General features: G+C 64.9%; 12 protein-coding genes. 7 read left to right on the forward strand and 5 right to left on the reverse strand.

Annotated features, from left to right (window positions below):
- Positions 1-225: hypothetical protein (locus G7B69_RS16665; RefSeq protein WP_207785911.1), on the reverse strand; the 225-nt coding region annotated here is incomplete at its 3' end.
- 437 nt (positions 226-662) lie between these two features.
- Between G7B69_RS16665 and G7B69_RS00005 the strand changes: the two genes are divergently transcribed.
- Positions 663-2,246, forward strand: a complete 1,584-nt coding sequence (locus tag G7B69_RS00005; RefSeq protein WP_166174770.1) for a tannase/feruloyl esterase family alpha/beta hydrolase — start codon at positions 663-665, stop codon at positions 2,244-2,246.
- A gap of 64 nt (positions 2,247-2,310) precedes the next feature.
- On the opposite strand, the gene G7B69_RS00010 is transcribed toward G7B69_RS00005, so the two are convergent.
- Genes G7B69_RS00010 through G7B69_RS00020 form a run of 3 tightly spaced genes read right to left on the reverse strand, consistent with a single transcriptional unit; the run spans position 2,311 to position 3,227 of the window.
- Complete coding sequence (locus tag G7B69_RS00010; RefSeq protein WP_166174773.1) at positions 2,311-2,577, reverse strand: DUF5985 family protein; 267 nt, start codon at positions 2,575-2,577, stop codon at positions 2,311-2,313.
- 3 nt (positions 2,578-2,580) lie between these two features.
- Positions 2,581-2,853: a DUF5985 family protein gene (locus G7B69_RS00015; protein WP_166174776.1), complete on the reverse strand. Its 273-nt coding sequence runs from the start codon at positions 2,851-2,853 to the stop codon at positions 2,581-2,583.
- A 2-nt stretch (positions 2,854-2,855) separates the two neighbouring features.
- On the reverse strand, positions 2,856-3,227 hold the full coding sequence (locus tag G7B69_RS00020; RefSeq protein WP_166174779.1) for a hypothetical protein: 372 nt from the start codon (positions 3,225-3,227) through the stop codon (positions 2,856-2,858).
- A gap of 194 nt (positions 3,228-3,421) precedes the next feature.
- Between G7B69_RS00020 and G7B69_RS00025 the strand changes: the two genes are divergently transcribed.
- From G7B69_RS00025 to G7B69_RS00035, 3 genes are read left to right on the forward strand one after another with little or no spacing between them, the layout of a single operon-like run.
- Positions 3,422-8,800, forward strand: a complete 5,379-nt coding sequence (locus G7B69_RS00025; protein WP_207785912.1) for a HAMP domain-containing protein — start codon at positions 3,422-3,424, stop codon at positions 8,798-8,800.
- On the forward strand, positions 8,800-10,812 hold the full coding sequence (locus G7B69_RS00030) for a response regulator (RefSeq protein ID WP_166174781.1): 2,013 nt from the start codon (positions 8,800-8,802) through the stop codon (positions 10,810-10,812). The genes G7B69_RS00025 and G7B69_RS00030 overlap by 1 nt, the downstream gene beginning before the upstream one ends.
- Before the next feature lie 28 nt (positions 10,813-10,840).
- Complete coding sequence (locus G7B69_RS00035) at positions 10,841-12,097, forward strand: alpha-hydroxy acid oxidase (RefSeq protein ID WP_166174783.1); 1,257 nt, start codon at positions 10,841-10,843, stop codon at positions 12,095-12,097.
- Here G7B69_RS00035 and G7B69_RS00040 read toward each other — a convergent pair.
- Positions 12,094-12,474, reverse strand: coding sequence for a sensory rhodopsin transducer (locus G7B69_RS00040; RefSeq protein WP_166174785.1), 381 nt, complete (start codon positions 12,472-12,474; stop codon positions 12,094-12,096). The genes G7B69_RS00035 and G7B69_RS00040 overlap by 4 nt on opposite strands.
- A 102-nt stretch (positions 12,475-12,576) precedes the next feature.
- Between G7B69_RS00040 and G7B69_RS00045 the strand changes: the two genes are divergently transcribed.
- The 3 genes from G7B69_RS00045 (at position 12,577) to G7B69_RS00050 (ending at position 15,691) form a co-directional block, all read left to right on the forward strand.
- Positions 12,577-14,361, forward strand: coding sequence for a thiamine pyrophosphate-requiring protein (locus G7B69_RS00045; RefSeq protein WP_166174787.1), 1,785 nt, complete (start codon positions 12,577-12,579; stop codon positions 14,359-14,361).
- Between the two features lie 120 nt (positions 14,362-14,481).
- Entirely contained in the window at positions 14,482-14,532 is a 51-nt protein-coding gene (locus G7B69_RS16985; protein WP_341479161.1) for a hypothetical protein, read from the forward strand.
- 142 nt (positions 14,533-14,674) lie between these two features.
- Positions 14,675-15,691 carry an SDR family oxidoreductase gene (locus tag G7B69_RS00050; RefSeq protein WP_166174789.1) on the forward strand — a complete coding sequence of 339 codons (1,017 nt, stop codon included), beginning with the start codon at positions 14,675-14,677 and terminating at the stop codon, positions 15,689-15,691.
- The last annotated feature ends 49 nt before the right edge of the window (positions 15,692-15,740 follow it).

Consider the following 15,740-nt stretch of genomic DNA (forward strand, 5'->3'; position numbering starts at 1 on the left):
CGCCCTGTCCCGCCCAATCGTGACCGCGTCGCCTTCGCCCGGCACTTTACCGTCGGGCCACGACGCCGGATCGGACCAGCGCGACGGATGGGCCGCGGAAAGCGCTGCCTGCGCGGGCATGTCCATGTGGGCGTGCGTTTCCTGAGCGCCGGCTTCGAACCCTGTGCCGAGGAAAAGGGCAGCAGGAAGAAGCCAGGAAACAAGCAGCCGAGATTGCGCGCGCATGACGTTGATCCCCTCACCCGGGATTGTGAGTCCCGCATTTTAGCCTTTTTGACTTGTGCAACGAAGAGGCCGATTTGCCAAGCTGCTTGCACGCCGATCGCGGGACAAGTTGTAATTGATTGTACCGATTCTGCACCCGCACCTCGGCCTGTTTTTGAAAGAGGATCAGGGATGCCGGCGGGGGCCGCGGGGCCGATAGCTCGGAGCATTGAGGCAAGCTCCACCCGATCGGGCGCCGTTTCCGGATGACGCTCATCGTCGAAGATCATCGAAGGCACGCTTCGGCCATGAACGGGTTGCCATCGCGGTAGCTCCGGGAAATAAGTGTGCATCGGGGGAGGAATTGACGCATGCATGAAGGCATCACGTCCGGAGCTGCAGCTTCGAGGCGTCGGAATTGGCTCCGGCGTGCCTCGGTTGCGATCATCCTGGCCGGCATGGTCGCGGCTCCAGCGGAGACGGCCGCCCAGCAAAGTTCGATCAAGGTCGCTCCGGCCCCGCGGTGCTCGGCATTGCTCAAGCAGGGGCGCGGCGGAGTGGTTATCCAGAGCGCGGAACTGGTCCCGGCGGGCCGTCTGCCCGGGCGGCCGGGCGCCGCCGACGCGGGCCCTCTCTTGCCGGTGCACTGCAAGGTGCGCGGCGTGATCGATCCGCGCACTGGCTTCGGCGGGCGCCCGTTTGGAACGGGATTCGAACTGCGTTTGCCTGTTGCGTGGAACGGCCGCTTCCTGTTCCAGGGCGGTGGCGGGCTCGACGGGCAAGCGATGCCGGCTGTCGGGAACGTTGCGAATTCCACCGGCGAACCTGCGCTGGCGCGCGGTTTCGCCGTCGTTTCCACCGACAGCGGCCACAGCGGCTCGCTGGTCGATGCGACCTTTGGTTTGGACCAGCAGGCGCGGACGGACTACGCCTATAATGCACTCGACAAAGTGACCGCCGAGGCAAAGCGAATCATCGGCGAATTCTACGGCTCGCCGCCGAAGAAATCCTATTTTCTCGGTTGCTCGAATGGCGGGCGGCAGGCGCTGATGGCCTCGCAGCGCTTGCCGCTGCAGTTCGACGGGATTGTCGCCGGGGATCCGGCGATGCGTTTTTCGCGCATCGCCCTCGGTGAAGTGTGGAACATGCACGTCGTTGCCCGGATCGCCCCGCGCGATGCGGATGGCCGGCCGATCTATTCCAAGGCTTTCTCGGACGGTGATTTGAAGTTGGTTCGCCAAGCTGCCCTTAGGCGTTGCGACGCGCTCGACAATCTCGCCGACGGGATGATCAATGACTGGCAGCACTGCGATTTCGATCCGGCCGAACTGACCTGCAAGGCGGGCAAGACCGATCAATGCCTCACGTCCGGCCAGGTCGGAGTGTTGCGCGAACTTTTCGAAGGTCCGCGCACCGCTGGCGGCGGCCATATCTACGGGCCGTTCACTTACGACACCGGGATCGCGTCCTCGGCATGGCGGGGCATGCGGCTGGGGACGTCGGAAACCGGCCAGGCCAATTCGGCCGATGCGACGCTCGGCCTGGGGCAATTCCGCTATTACCAACTGACCCCGCCCGACCCGAACTTCGATCCGCTCATGCCGTTCGACAACGACGAGATGCTGGATCGAATCCGCTACACCGGCGGCATCGGCGATGCCGACAGCCCACTACTTTCGACGTTTGCGCTTTCAGGCAAGATGATCCTCTACAACGGCATGGCCGACCAGGGCATGGCGACGGCGATGATTGTCGACTGGTACAACAAGATGCTCGCCGCGACCGGCCAGCCGGGAGCCGACGCGGTGCGGTTGTTCACCGTGCCAGGTATGCTTCACTGCGGCGGCGGGGAGGCGACCGACCAGTTCGAGATGCTCGACGCGATCGTCGACTGGGTCGAGAAGGGCACTGCACCCGACCGGATCGTGGCGACAAGCAAGACGATGCCCGGCTTGTCGCGGCCGCTGTGCCCTTATCCGAAGGTGGCTCGCTACTCCGGTGGTGATCCAAAGAGCGCCGCCAGTTTCAGATGCACTGCGTAGGCCGAATTTTGCCTCGGCGGCGCTTCGGTCAGTCCCAAACCCTCTCCGTCCGTGAGCGTCCGGACTATCGCCTGCTGCGCCGGCGGTTTTGCCACCACATCGCAAACAGGATCAGCAGGAATGCAGCGAGGCGCAGCAGGTAAAGCCAGCTGCGCTCTTCGTCGTAGAAGTTGCCCAGGGTCAGCAGGCCCTGGGTAATGCCGAGCAGCAGAAAGCTGCCCGAGAACGCGAGGAACAGCCCTTCGCGGGTGCGCCTCCAGAATTTCAGAAACATCAGCGCCGCGACGGCAAAGCCCATGACGATCGCACCGGCGAGGAAATCGTTGATCATCGCTCAGGAATCCTCGTCCCAGATGAAACCGAACAACAGCACGGCAACCGCGAGCAATGTGAGCCACAGGCGGACGGGCCGGAGATCGACGTCCGGATAGATCAGGATATCGAAGATCACGAGCAGGTTCACCAGCGCCAGCAGGGCGAAGCACCATGCGCTCCAGAAGAGCATTCGCGACCGCGCCCTGAAGAAGCTGCGCGCCAGCAGGAAAGCGCAAGCTGCGCTGGTTGCGAAACACAGGAGGTAGACCAGCGTCGGGAACAAGGTGCCCATCCTCAATCCTTCCGCAACTTGAACGCGTCGGCGAACGCGGTGACCCCGGGACTCGCTTGCGCGACGATTAGCCGGCGCACCTTGTCGGGGCTCTTCTGGTAGAGGTCGATCGCCTGCCGAACGAGTCGCTGCTGTTCGCCGTTGCCTTCGTGCAATGCGACCCGCCCCTTGCCGTCGACTACTGCCAGTCCTGCGGCCGAGAGGTTTTCGACGCTTTGCGAGACCACGGCGTCGCTTATCCTGAGTGCGGTGATGAGCTCATCGGGGCTGAACTTCGCCGCAGGATTGATGGCAAGGTATTGCAGGACTTCGAGCGCCCAGACGGACCGGAAGCTGTTTCCGATAAAGGATTCAAGTTGTTTCTGGTCAGCCATCCGCTCGCGCTGGGGGTTTCTTGCCGGGTCCCTGATACCTGGCCCGCTGGTCCTACTCATTCTCGGCGCGCTGGCAACCGCATTTGGGCCAAAAAGTTAATTTTGTTGAGCGGTGCCGGGAACTTGAAGGGACCTTGGCATTTGTGATGTGAGGGGCCGTGGGGACGCACACCCGCGCGTACGGGGAGGGAAGTGTGAACAGCCAGATATCGCAAGCGGAATTCTCGCGCAGCAGACGTGAACTTGTCCTCGCCCTGCGCCGGTTGCGGCGCGGCGACTTCTCGGTGCGGATGCCCGAGGAAGGCAGCGATGCCGACGTTGAAATCGCTACCTTGTTCAACGAGGTGGTCAGCATCAACCAGCAGATGGCCAACGAGATGGAGCGCGTTTCGCGGGTCGTCGGCAAGGAAGGCAAGATCGGCCATCGCGCGAAGGTCCACGGCGCCACGGGCGGCTGGGAAGCCAAGCTGCGCGCGATCAACGAACTGATCGACGACATGGTCCAGCCGACGATCGAGGTCGCCCGCGTGATCGGCGGCGTTGCCAAGGGCGACCTGTCGCAGACGATGGCGCTCGAGATCGACGGGCGCCCGCTCAAGGGCGAGTTCCTGCGCATCGGCAAGGTTGTCAACACGATGGTCGACCAGCTGGCCAACTTCACCTCGGAAGTGACGCGCGTTGCTCGCGAAGTTGGTACCGAAGGCAAGCTCGGCGGGCAGGCGCGCGTGCGCGGTGTGGCTGGAACCTGGAAGGATCTGACCGACAACGTCAACCTGATGGCGGCCAACCTCACCGGTCAGGTGCGCAATATTGCCGAAGTGACGACGGCCGTGGCCTCAGGCGACTTGTCGAAGAAGATCACGGTCGACGTGAAGGGCGAAATCCTCGAACTCAAGAACACCATCAACACGATGGTCGACCAGCTCAACTCTTTCGCCTCGGAAGTGACCCGCGTGGCGCGTGAGGTCGGCACCGAAGGCAAGCTTGGCGGCCAGGCGCAAGTGCCCGGGGTCGCCGGCACCTGGGCGGACCTGACCGAGAACGTCAACTCGATGGCCGCGAACCTGACCGGGCAGGTGCGCAACATCGCCGAGGTTACAACGGCGGTCGCCTCGGGCGACCTGTCCAAGAAGATCACCGTCGACGTGCAGGGTGAAATTCTCGAGCTGAAGAACACGATCAACACGATGGTCGACCAGCTCAACGGCTTCGCCAGCGAGGTGACCCGGGTCGCTCGCGAGGTGGGTACCGAAGGCAAGCTGGGCGGACAGGCGCAAGTGCCCGGCGTCGGCGGCACGTGGAAGGACCTGACCGACAACGTCAACTCGATGGCGGCGAACCTCACCGGTCAGGTGCGCAACATCGCCGAAGTGACCACCGCGGTCGCCTCGGGCGACTTGTCGAAGAAGATCACGGTGGACGTGAAGGGCGAGATTCTCGAGCTCAAGAACACCATCAACACGATGGTCGACCAGCTCAACGGTTTCGCTTCCGAAGTGACCCGCGTGGCGCGCGAAGTCGGCACCGAGGGCAAGCTGGGCGGCCAGGCGCAAGTGCCCGGCGTCGCCGGAACCTGGGCCGACCTGACCGAGAATGTGAACTCGATGGCGGCGAACCTGACCGGGCAGGTGCGCAACATCGCCGAGGTCACCACCGCCGTGGCGCGCGGTGACCTCTCAAAGAAGATCACCGTGGAAGTGCGCGGCGAAATCCTCGAGCTGAAGAACACCATCAATGTCATGGTCGACCAGCTCAACTCTTTCGCCTCGGAGGTGACGCGCGTGGCCCGCGAGGTCGGCACCGAAGGCAAGTTGGGCGGCCAGGCGCAGGTCGAAGGCGTCGGCGGCACCTGGAAAGACCTCACCGACAACGTCAACGCGATGGCCGGCAACCTGACCGGGCAGGTGCGCAACATCGCCGAAGTGACCACCGCGGTGGCGCTGGGCGACCTCTCCAAGAAGATCACCGTCGACGTGAAGGGTGAGATCCTCGAGCTGAAGAACACGATCAACACGATGGTCGACCAGCTCAACTCGTTCGCTTCCGAAGTGACGCGCGTTGCGCGCGAAGTCGGCACCGAAGGGCGCCTCGGCGGGCAGGCGCAGGTCGAAGGCGTCGGCGGCACGTGGAAGGACCTGACCGACAACGTCAACGCGATGGCCGCGAACCTCACCGGGCAGGTGCGCAATATCGCCGAGGTGACCACGGCCGTGGCGCTGGGTGACTTGTCCAAGAAGATCACGGTCGACGTGAAAGGCGAGATTCTCGAGCTCAAGAACACCATCAACACGATGGTCGACCAGCTCAACTCGTTCGCTTCGGAAGTGACGCGCGTGGCCCGCGAGGTCGGCACCGAGGGCAAGCTGGGCGGCCAGGCGCAAGTGCGCGGCGTCGCCGGCACCTGGGCCGACCTGACCGACAACGTCAACCTGATGGCCGACAACTTGACCGGCCAGGTCCGCAACATCGCCGAAGTGACCACCGCCGTGGCTCGCGGCGACCTTTCCAAAAAGATCACCGTCGATGTGAAGGGCGAGATTCTCGAGCTCAAGAACACCATCAACACGATGGTCGACCAGCTCAACGGCTTCGCTTCGGAAGTGACCCGCGTGGCGCGCGAAGTCGGCACCGAGGGCAAGCTCGGCGGCCAGGCGCAAGTGCCCGGCGTCGGCGGCACCTGGAAGGATCTGACCGACAACGTCAACCTGATGGCGACCAACCTCACCAACCAGGTGCGCGGCATCGCCGACGTCGTCACCGCGGTCGCGCAGGGCAACCTCAAGCGCAAGCTGACCTTCGACGCCAAGGGCGAGATCGCCGCGCTGGCCGAGACGATTAACGGCATGATCGAGACGCTTTCCACCTTCGGCGATCAGGTGACCAACATGGCCCGCGAAGTGGGCGTGGAAGGCCGGCTCGGCGGCCAGGCGCGCGTGCCCGGCGCCGCGGGCCTGTGGCGCGACCTGACCGACAACGTGAACCAACTGGCGGCGAACCTGACCAACCAGGTCCGTTCGATCGCCGACGTGGCAACGGCGGTGACCAAGGGCGACCTCACCCGCTCGATCTCGGTCGAAGCCTCGGGCGAGATGGCGGCGCTGAAGGACAACATCAACGAGATGATCCGCAACCTGAAGGATCAGACGCTCAAGAATGCCGAACAGGACTGGCTCAAGACCAATCTCGCGCGCTTCAGCCGCATGCTCCAGGGCGAGCGCGACCTGACGACGATCTCCAACCTGATCATGAGCGAACTCGCGCCGCTGGTGAACGCGCAATACGGAGTGTTCTACGTCGCCAACGACGAGCCCGCGGGCAGCAAGTCGCTCGATCTCGTCGCTACCTATGGGGCGGAGAAGAAGAAGGAACTCAAGAACCGTTTCGAGCTGCGCGAAGGGCTGATCGGCCAGGCCGCGGCCGACAAGCGGCCGATGCGGCTTAAGAAGGTGCCTGGAGACTTCATTCGAATCGGCTCGGGCCTCGGCGCCGCGACACCGGCCAACATCAACATCCTTCCCGCGTTGTTCGAGGACGAGGTCAAGGCCGTGATCGAGCTGGCCTCGTTCGAGGAATTCAACGAGACCCACCACACCTTCCTCACCCAGCTGATGGAAACCGTGGGCATTGTGCTCAACACGATCGCGGCGACGATGCGCACCGAGGAGTTACTCAAGGAATCGCAGCTGCTGACGCAAGAGCTGCAGAGCCGCCAGACCGAGCTCACCCGCAAGCAGGAAGAGCTGCACGCGACCAACGAGGAGCTGCAGGAAAAAGCCCAGCTGCTCGAGAACGAAAAGCGCCAGGTGGAGGCAAAGAACTTCGAGATCGAGATGGCGCGCCGCGCGGTCGAGGAGAAGGCCGAGCAGCTGGCGCTGACCTCGAAGTACAAGTCCGAATTCCTTGCCAACATGAGCCACGAACTGCGCACGCCGCTCAACTCGCTGCTGATCCTTTCGAAAATGCTGGCCGACAACCAGCAGGGCAACCTCAACGAGAAGCAGACGGAGTTCGCCCGCACGATCCATGGCGCGGGCACCGACCTTCTCAACCTGATCAACGACATCCTTGACCTGTCGAAGATCGAATCCGGCACGGTCGCGATCGAGATCGGCGAGATGTCGTTGGCTAGCTTGCGCCAGCACATGGAGCGCACGTTCCGCCAGCTCGCTTCGGAAAAGCAGCTCGAGTTCCACGTCGAGTTCGCGCCCGACCTGCCGCCGGCCATCCGCACCGACGAGAAGCGCCTGCAGCAGATCGTGCTCAACCTGCTGTCGAACGCGTTCAAGTTCACCGCGCACGGCGGGGTGACGCTGGCGGTGAGGAAGGCGAGTCAGGGCTGGAGCCCGGCGCACCCGATCCTCGGCGATGTCGAGGCCGCGATCGAGATCGCCGTCAGCGATACCGGCATCGGCATCCCCGAAGACAAGCAGCGGCTGATCTTCGAGGCGTTCCAGCAAGCCGACGGTACGACCAGCCGCAAGTACGGCGGCACCGGGCTCGGCCTGTCGATCAGCCGCGAGATCGCCGGCCTGCTCGGCGGCGAGATCCAGGTCCGCTCGACTGTCGGCAAAGGCTCGACCTTCACGCTCTATGTTCCCTTGAAATCGCCCGGCGTCGCGCCGGCGCTGGCGCTGCCGGGCGCCGGCGCCCTCGGCGGCGAGGCCGGTCCGTTAAGCCCGGCGATCACCGACGATCGCGACGATCTCGACGGTCATCCGTTCGTGCTGATCGTGGAGGACGACCCGAGCTTCGCCAGCGTGCTGCTCGACATCGCCCGCGACGCCGGCATCAAGGGCGTGATCTCGTCCGCCGGCGCGGGCACCTTGTCGATGGTCCGCAAACTCAGGCCGAGCGCCATAACGCTCGACCTCGGCCTGAGCGACATCGACGGCTTCGTGTTGCTCGATCTCCTGCGCCACGATCCGGAAAGCAGCGACATCCCCGTTCATGTCATTTCAGGTGCCGAGCAGGCTGCGCATGCGCTCACGCTCGGGGCCGAACGCGTGATCGAGAAACCGGCCGAACGAGGCGAGCTGATCGACCTGTTCACGGCGATGGGCGAGCGCTTCGCGCAGCAAGGGCCACGCAAGGCGCGCAAGGCCTCGCGCCGCAAGGGCAGCGACCGCGCCGCGGCCGGGCCGCCCGAGCTGGCCGGCAAGCGACTGCTGATCGTCGACGACGACATCCGCAACATCTACTCGCTGGCCAGCGTCCTCGAGACGCACGGTGCCGAAGTGCTCCATGCCGAACGGGGCGCGGAGGGCATCGCCCTGCTCGAGCAGGACCTCAGCATCGACGTCGCGTTGATCGACATCATGATGCCGGAAATGGACGGCTACGAAACGATGCGGCGGATCCGCGCCAACCCCCGGCTGGCGCACATCCCGCTGATATCGGTCACCGCCAAGGCGATGAAGGGCGACCGTCAGAAGTGCCTCAATGCGGGCGCCTCGGACTATATCGCCAAACCGGTTGATATCGATTTGTTGCTCGCCTTGCTCCGCGTGTGGATCGGCCGCGCGCAAGCCGGTGCGAACGGGCTGGCGCCAGTCCTTGTCGAGAACGCAGCCTGATGGTCCGAGCCGAAGCGATCACGGCGCCTGAACCTGGGCCGGAGCTTGCGCCGGAGGCGGAGCGCCGCCCGCGCGTGCTGTTGGTCGACGATGACGAGCGCAACTTGCTGGCATTGTCGGAGGTGCTCGAGCCGATCGCCAGCGTCGTAACCGCGACCTCGGGTCGTATCGCTCTCCGCGAGTTGCTCAAGGACGAGTTCGCGGTGATCCTGCTCGATGTGTTCATGCCGGAAATGGACGGCTATGAAACCGCCTCACTGATCCGCAAGCGCGCCCAGACAGCGCGAATCCCGATCATCTTCCTATCGGCGGTGAACAAGGAAACCGAGCACCTGATGCGCGGCTACGCGATGGGGGCGGTCGACTATGTCTTCAAGCCGGTCGATCCGGTGGTGCTCAAGTCCAAGGTCGCGGTGTTCGTCGACTTGTTCGAGCTGCGCCAGCAAGTCGCGGGCCAGGCCAAGGCGGAACAGGAACTGCGCGAGGCGCGCCTTCGGGCGGAAGGCGAGCGACTGGTTTATGAGCGCGAGCTGCAGCAGGCGCAACTGCGCCAGGCGGCGATCCTCGAAGCGCTGCCGCTGGCGATGTACGAGGCTTGGCTGGACGACGAAGGGCGCTTGAATCGCCGCTTCATCGGCGGCGACATTGCCAAGATTGCCGGCGACGACACCGAGGCTCTCGGATCGGGCGCCTTGCGCTGGTGCGACAGGATCGCCGAAGCCGACGTTGCCGATCTCGAGCGACGGATTGCCGGCAGCGCCAACCAGTCGGTCACGGCGAACTACCGCTGGACCCGCCGCGACGGCAGCGCGATCCACGTCATCGACCAGTGCGTCCGGTCGTCCGAGAGCGAGAATATCTGGGTTGGAACGCTGATCGACGTCACCGCGCAGCGCGAGCTCGAGCAGCAGCTCGTGCAATCGCGCAAGGCCGAAGCACTAGGGCAGCTGACCGGCGGTGTGGCGCACGATTTCAACAACCTGCTCGCCGCGGTCCTCGGCGGCCTGCGCCTGATCGAGGGGCGCGTCGAACTCCGCGGGCGCGAAAGGCAGATTTTCGACCAGATGCGCAGCGCCGCCGAAAAGGGTGCCGAGTTGGTCCGCCGTCTGATGGCCTTCGCTCGCAAGCAGGAGCTGTCGCCGAGCAGCATCGAGCCGCGGGCCTTGCGCGATTCGGTTGCCGGACTGGTCGACCACGCGCTCGGCGACCACGTGAAGGTCGATTGGCGGCTCGCCGACAAGCGCCTGCGGCTTTACGCCGACGAGGCGCAGCTCGAACTGGCACTAGTCAACCTGCTGATCAACGCGCGTGACGCGATGCCCGACGGCGGCACGATATCGGTCGCCATCGAACCCGTGGCAGCGCCGGACGGTCGCGGCGGCGCGAACGAGTGGCTGCGAATTCGCGTGTCCGACGAGGGCGACGGCATCCCGGCAGAGCTGGTCGAACGGGTGACCGAACCGTTCTTCACCACCAAGGAGGCCGGCAAGGGCACCGGCCTCGGGCTGTCGATGGTGGCCGGGTTCGTCGAACAGTCGGGCGGTGCGTTCGATATCGCGAGCGAAGTCGGCAAGGGCACGCAGATCGACATGGTCCTGCCGGCCACCCGACTCGAAAGCGCAACCGTCGCGGCTGCGCGGCCGGAGGACGGGCCCGAGCGGCTGGTCGGGTCGGTGCTGCTGGTGGACGACGATGCCAGCGTGCGGCTGATTCTGTCCGAGCACCTGCGCGACCTCGGCCTCGAGGTTGCCGTCGCCGAAGATGCAACCGACGCGCTGCGTCTGCTCGAAAGCAACGGCTACCGGCCGGACTTCGTGCTGACCGACTTGTCGATGCCGGGGATGGATGGCTTCAACCTGCTGGGCGCGATCGGGGAACGCTGGCCCGACATCCGCGGGGCGATAATGACCGGCAACCCGCAGGAACGCGTGCAGCGCTGCGACCCGCGGGTGTCGGTGATCCACAAACCGATCGAATTCGGCGAGCTCAGGCGCTTGCTCGCCTGCACCTGAGGAACGTCCGCCCCGCCGCGCCCGTTTGATGGCGATACGGCGAAAGGACTGGGCCTTGCCGCTTGAGCAACACGATTCCGTCGCGCAACTCGATGGCAGTCCGCGGCGACGCTTCTACGCCGGCGGCGACATTGCTCGGGTGGAGGCGATCAACGACCTGCGAGCGCGGACGCACAAGCTGATGCCGCGCTTCGTGCTGGAGTATCTGGAAGGCGGAGCGGGCGAGGAGGCGACCTTGGCGCGGGAGCGCGAGTGTTTCGCCGAATGGCGAGTGATGCCGCATACTCTGGTCGATGAGGCGCACCGCGACCTTACAACTTCGATCATCGGCAAGGACGCGCCGCTGCCGCTGGCGGTGGCTCCGACGGGGCTCAACGGCGTGTTCATGCGCGGTGCCGATACCGCGCTGGCGCAGGGCGCCTCGCGCTCGGGCGTGCCGTTCATTCAGAGCACAATGTCGAACGAGCGGATGGAGGACGTGGCGAGGGTGCCGGGACTTCGCCACTGGTGGCAACTATACGTGTTCGGCGGCGAGGAGATCTGGCAGGAGCTGGTCGACCGTGCCGATGCCTGCGGCTGCGAGGCGCTGGTGCTGACTACCAATTCGCAGATCTTCGGACAGCGCGAGTGGGACAGCCGTACGCGCGTCGAAGGCCAGCGGCCGTCGTGGAGCACGGTCTTCGATGCTGCGCTTCATCCACGCTGGCTGGCGACCACGCTGAACCGAGGCATGCCCGAATTCGCCAACGTGATCGAGTTTGTCCCGAAGGAGCATCGCGGATTCTTCGATAGCGCCTTCTGGATTCGCGGGCAGATGTGGCGCAATCTCGACTGGAAGACGGTCGCGAAAATCCGCGACAGGTGGAAAAAGCCGTTCTTCGTCAAAGGCATGCTGAACCTGAAGGATGTCGAGCGCGCGCTCGACAGCGACATCGACGGGATCATCCTCGGGAGCCACGGCGGGCGGCAGTCCGACTGGGCGGTGGCGCCACTCGACATCCTGCCGCGCGCGCGGGAGATCGTCGGTGACCGCAAGGCGCTGTACCTGACGGGTGGCATTCGCCGCGGCACCGATATTCTCAAGGCCAAAGCGCTCGGGGCAGACGTGGTCCTGACCGGGCGCGCGACGCTCTACGGTCTGTGCGCCTACGGGGCGGACGGGGTCCACCGCGCGATCGAGACGCTCAAGGAAGAGATGCTCAACGAGCTCGGCCAATACGGTATTCCCCGCCTCAAGGCGTTAACGCGCGACTTGCTGGTGCGAACCGATGACCTGCCGCTCTAATCCGCCGGCCAGGCCATCGTAGAAAGCAGCGCGATCTCTGCCGCTCGGCTGTCGAGCCGGGTGTGCTGAACGACGATCGGCTGGTCGCTCTCGATGACGCTGGCATAGTCCTCGCCCGGAGGGATGGGTTCAGGATCGCTCAGCTCGTTGAAGCGCAGGTGAAGCGTGCGCCGTGCGCCGAGCGTGATCTTGTATGGGCCGACCGGCTCGCGATCGGTGAAGAACAAGGTGATCCGCACGTGCGCCTCCTTGTCGCCGGCGTTGAGCAGGCAGGCTGCTTCGTGGCTTAGCAGCGCTCGGTTGGCGTTGATCATGCTCTGGGGCGGAATGAAGCCCTCCGGGATTACCCAGCGCTTGCGTCCGATCGCGTCCGTCACGGTCTAACTCCTTGTTCTGTTTTACATCGGAACGCGACGGGCCACGCTCCGTTTCCAACTGGGGCACACGAAGGCGGCAGATTTCTTTCCGAGGAGTGAGCCATGGCGCAGAGCGTTTCCGAGTTTGTATGGGATCGGCTGCACGAATGGGGTGTACGCCGGATTTTCGGTTATCCGGGCGACGGTATCAACGGCCTGGTCGGCGCGCTCGACGCCAAGAAGGAGCTGTTCGAGTTCGTCCAGGTGCGGCACGAGGAGATGGCCGCGTTCATGGCCAGCGCCCATGCCAAGTTCACCGGCGAGCTGGGCGTGTGCCTGGCCACCTCCGGACCCGGTGCGACCCACCTTCTGACCGGCTTGTACGACGCTGCGCTCGATCACATGCCGGTGCTGGCGATTGTCGGCCAGCAGGCCCGCACGGCGATCGGGGCGCACTACCAGCAGGAGATTGACCTCAACTCGGCGTTCAAGGACGTCGCCGGCGCCTTCACCGGCATCGCGATGGTCCCCGCGCAAGTGCGCCACCTGATCGACCGCGCGGTGCGCATCGCCAAGGCCGAGCGGCGGGTGACCGCGCTGGTATTCCCCAACGACCTGCAGGAAATGGACTATGCCGAGCCGCCGCGTAAGCACGGTGCCGTGTTCTCGGGCGTCGGTTGGTCGCAGCCGAAAGTCGTCCCCAAGGACGAGGACCTCAAGCGCGCCGCCGAAGTGCTCAACAGCGGCAAGAAGGTGGCGATGCTCGTCGGCGCGGGGTGCAAGGGCGCCAGCGACAAGGTCATCGCGATCGCCGACGAGCTCGGTGCAGGCTGCGCCAAGGCACTGCTCGGCAAAGACGTGCTGCCCGATGACTTGCCGTGGGTGACCGGCTCGATCGGCCTGCTCGGGACGAAGCCGAGTTACGATCTGATGATGGAATGCGACACGTTCCTGATGCTCGGTTCGGGCTTCCCCTACTCCGAGTTCCTGCCCAAGCAGGGTCATGCCCGGGGCGTTCAGGTCGATATCGACGCCGGAATGCTGTCGATCCGCTTCCCGCACGAGGTCAACCTGCAGGGCGACGCCGCTCTCACGATCGACGCGTTGCTCGCGCTGCTCGAGCAGAAGATCGACACGACCTGGCGCGACACGATCGCCGGCTGGAAGAAGGACTGGCAACAGACGCTGCACGATCGCGCGATGGTCGCCGCCAACCCGATCAACCCGCAGCGGGTGTTCACCGAGCTGTCTCCACGCCTGCCCGATCGCGTGATCGTCACCAGCGACAGCGGCTCGGCCGCCAACTGGTATGCCCGCGATCTTCAATTTCGCGAGGGTATGACCGGGTCGCTGTCGGGCGGGCTCGCCTCGATGGGCGCAGGCGTGCCCTACGCCATTGCCGCCAAGTTCGCCTTCCCCGACCGCCCGGTGATCGCGCTGGTCGGCGACGGCGCGATGCAGATGAACGGCATGGCCGAACTGATCACCGCGGCGAAATACCACCGCAAGTGGTCCAACCAGACCTTCGTCGTTTGCGTGCTCAACAACCAGGACCTGAACCAGGTGACCTGGGAGCAGCGGGTCATGGAAGGCAATCCCAAGGCCGAAATGACGCAGAACCTGCCCGACGTCCCCTATCACAAGTTCGCCGCCATGATCGGCTTCGAGGGCATCTACGTCGACGACCCCGAGCAGCTCGGGGCCGCGTGGGACCGCGCGCTAGGCTCGAAGGGCCCTTGCGTGCTGGAAGTGAAGACCGACCCCGAAGTGCCGCCGCTGCCGCCGCACATCACCTTCAAGCAGGCCAAATCGTTCATGACCGCCGCAGTTCAGGGCGATCCGAACGAAGCCGGCATGATCAAGGGCAGCATAAAGCAGGTGCTGAGCTCGGTCTTCGCCGTGGACTGATGACCCCCGCCACGAGCAGGCGATGATCGCCCATGCGACCGTATTCACGGACCAGGCGTTCGAGGCGATCGGTGCTACTGAGCGCTGGACGACACCTGCCACCTCAACGGCACCGCGCGGATGGGCGACGATCCCGCCGCTAACGTCGTAAACGCCGACTGCCGCAGCTGAGATACCCCAACCCGTGGAGCTACGACGGTCAGGTGTTCCCGACGGTCGGCGGCGCCAACCCTTCGCTGACAATTCAAGCAATGGCGTGTCGGACGGACGACAGAATCTCGGAACTCGCGCGGCGCGGCGAGATTTAATCGGCATGGCCCACGAACTTGCAGATCCGCCCGTCGTCGTCATCACCGGTGCCACCGCCGGTGTCGGCCGCGCCGTCGCCCGCCGCTTCGCCAAGGACAAGGCCAGGGTCGGATTGATTGCGCGAGGGATGGACCGCCTCGAGGCCACCAAACGGGAGGTCGAGGGGGCCGGCGGCGAGGCCCTGATCTGCCAGTGCGACGTCGCCGATGCCGAGGCGGTCGACAAGGCCGCAAGCGCTGTCGAAGGGCATTTCGGCCCGATCGATATCTGGATCAACGTCGCCTTCGCCGGGATGATGGCGCCCTTCGTCGACATCTCGATGGAGGAGTTCAAGCGCGTCACTGAAGTCACCTACCTTGGCCAGGTGCACGGCACGCATTCGGCTCTCAAGCGAATGATACCGCGCGATCGCGGCTCGGTCGTCCTCGTCGGCAGCGCGCTCGCCTATCGCGGCATACCGCTGCAATCGCCGTATTGCGGCTCGAAGCACGCGATCCAGGGCTTCCAGGATTCGCTGCGCTGCGAACTGCTGCACATGAAGTCCAACGTGCATGTCAGCATGGTCCAGCTTCCCGGCGTGAACACGCCCGAGTTCGACTGGATGCGTACGACCATGCCCAGGACGCTGCGCCCGGCGAGTCCGCCCTACCAGCCGGAAGTCGCCGCCGACGCGATCCACTTCGCCGCTTACTCGAAGCGTAAGGAAGTCACCTTCGGGTGGTGGGCGCTGGCGTCGGTGTGGGCCGACAAGCTCGCCTCGCCGCTGGTCGACCGCTATCTTGCCAGGACCGGCTTCGCCAGCCAGCAGACGAACGAGCCGATCCCGGCGGACCGCATGGATAACCTGTTCGAGCCGGTGCCTGGCGATCCCGGCGCGCATGGCCGCTTCGACGCGGAATCTCACGTCAGGAGCCGCGAACTGTGGCTGACCAAGCACCGCGGCCAGGCCGCGCTTGGAGCCGCGCTTGCTCTCACTGCTGGCGGCCTGGCCTGGCTGGGCTCGCGCCGTCACGCGGCATAGCGCGTTTTTCTTGGCGACGAGCGGAAAGAAACCACTGCTCGCCTGTTGT

Source organism: Croceibacterium segetis, assembly GCF_011320115.1.
GTDB classification, from domain to species: domain Bacteria; phylum Pseudomonadota; class Alphaproteobacteria; order Sphingomonadales; family Sphingomonadaceae; genus Croceibacterium_B; species Croceibacterium_B segetis.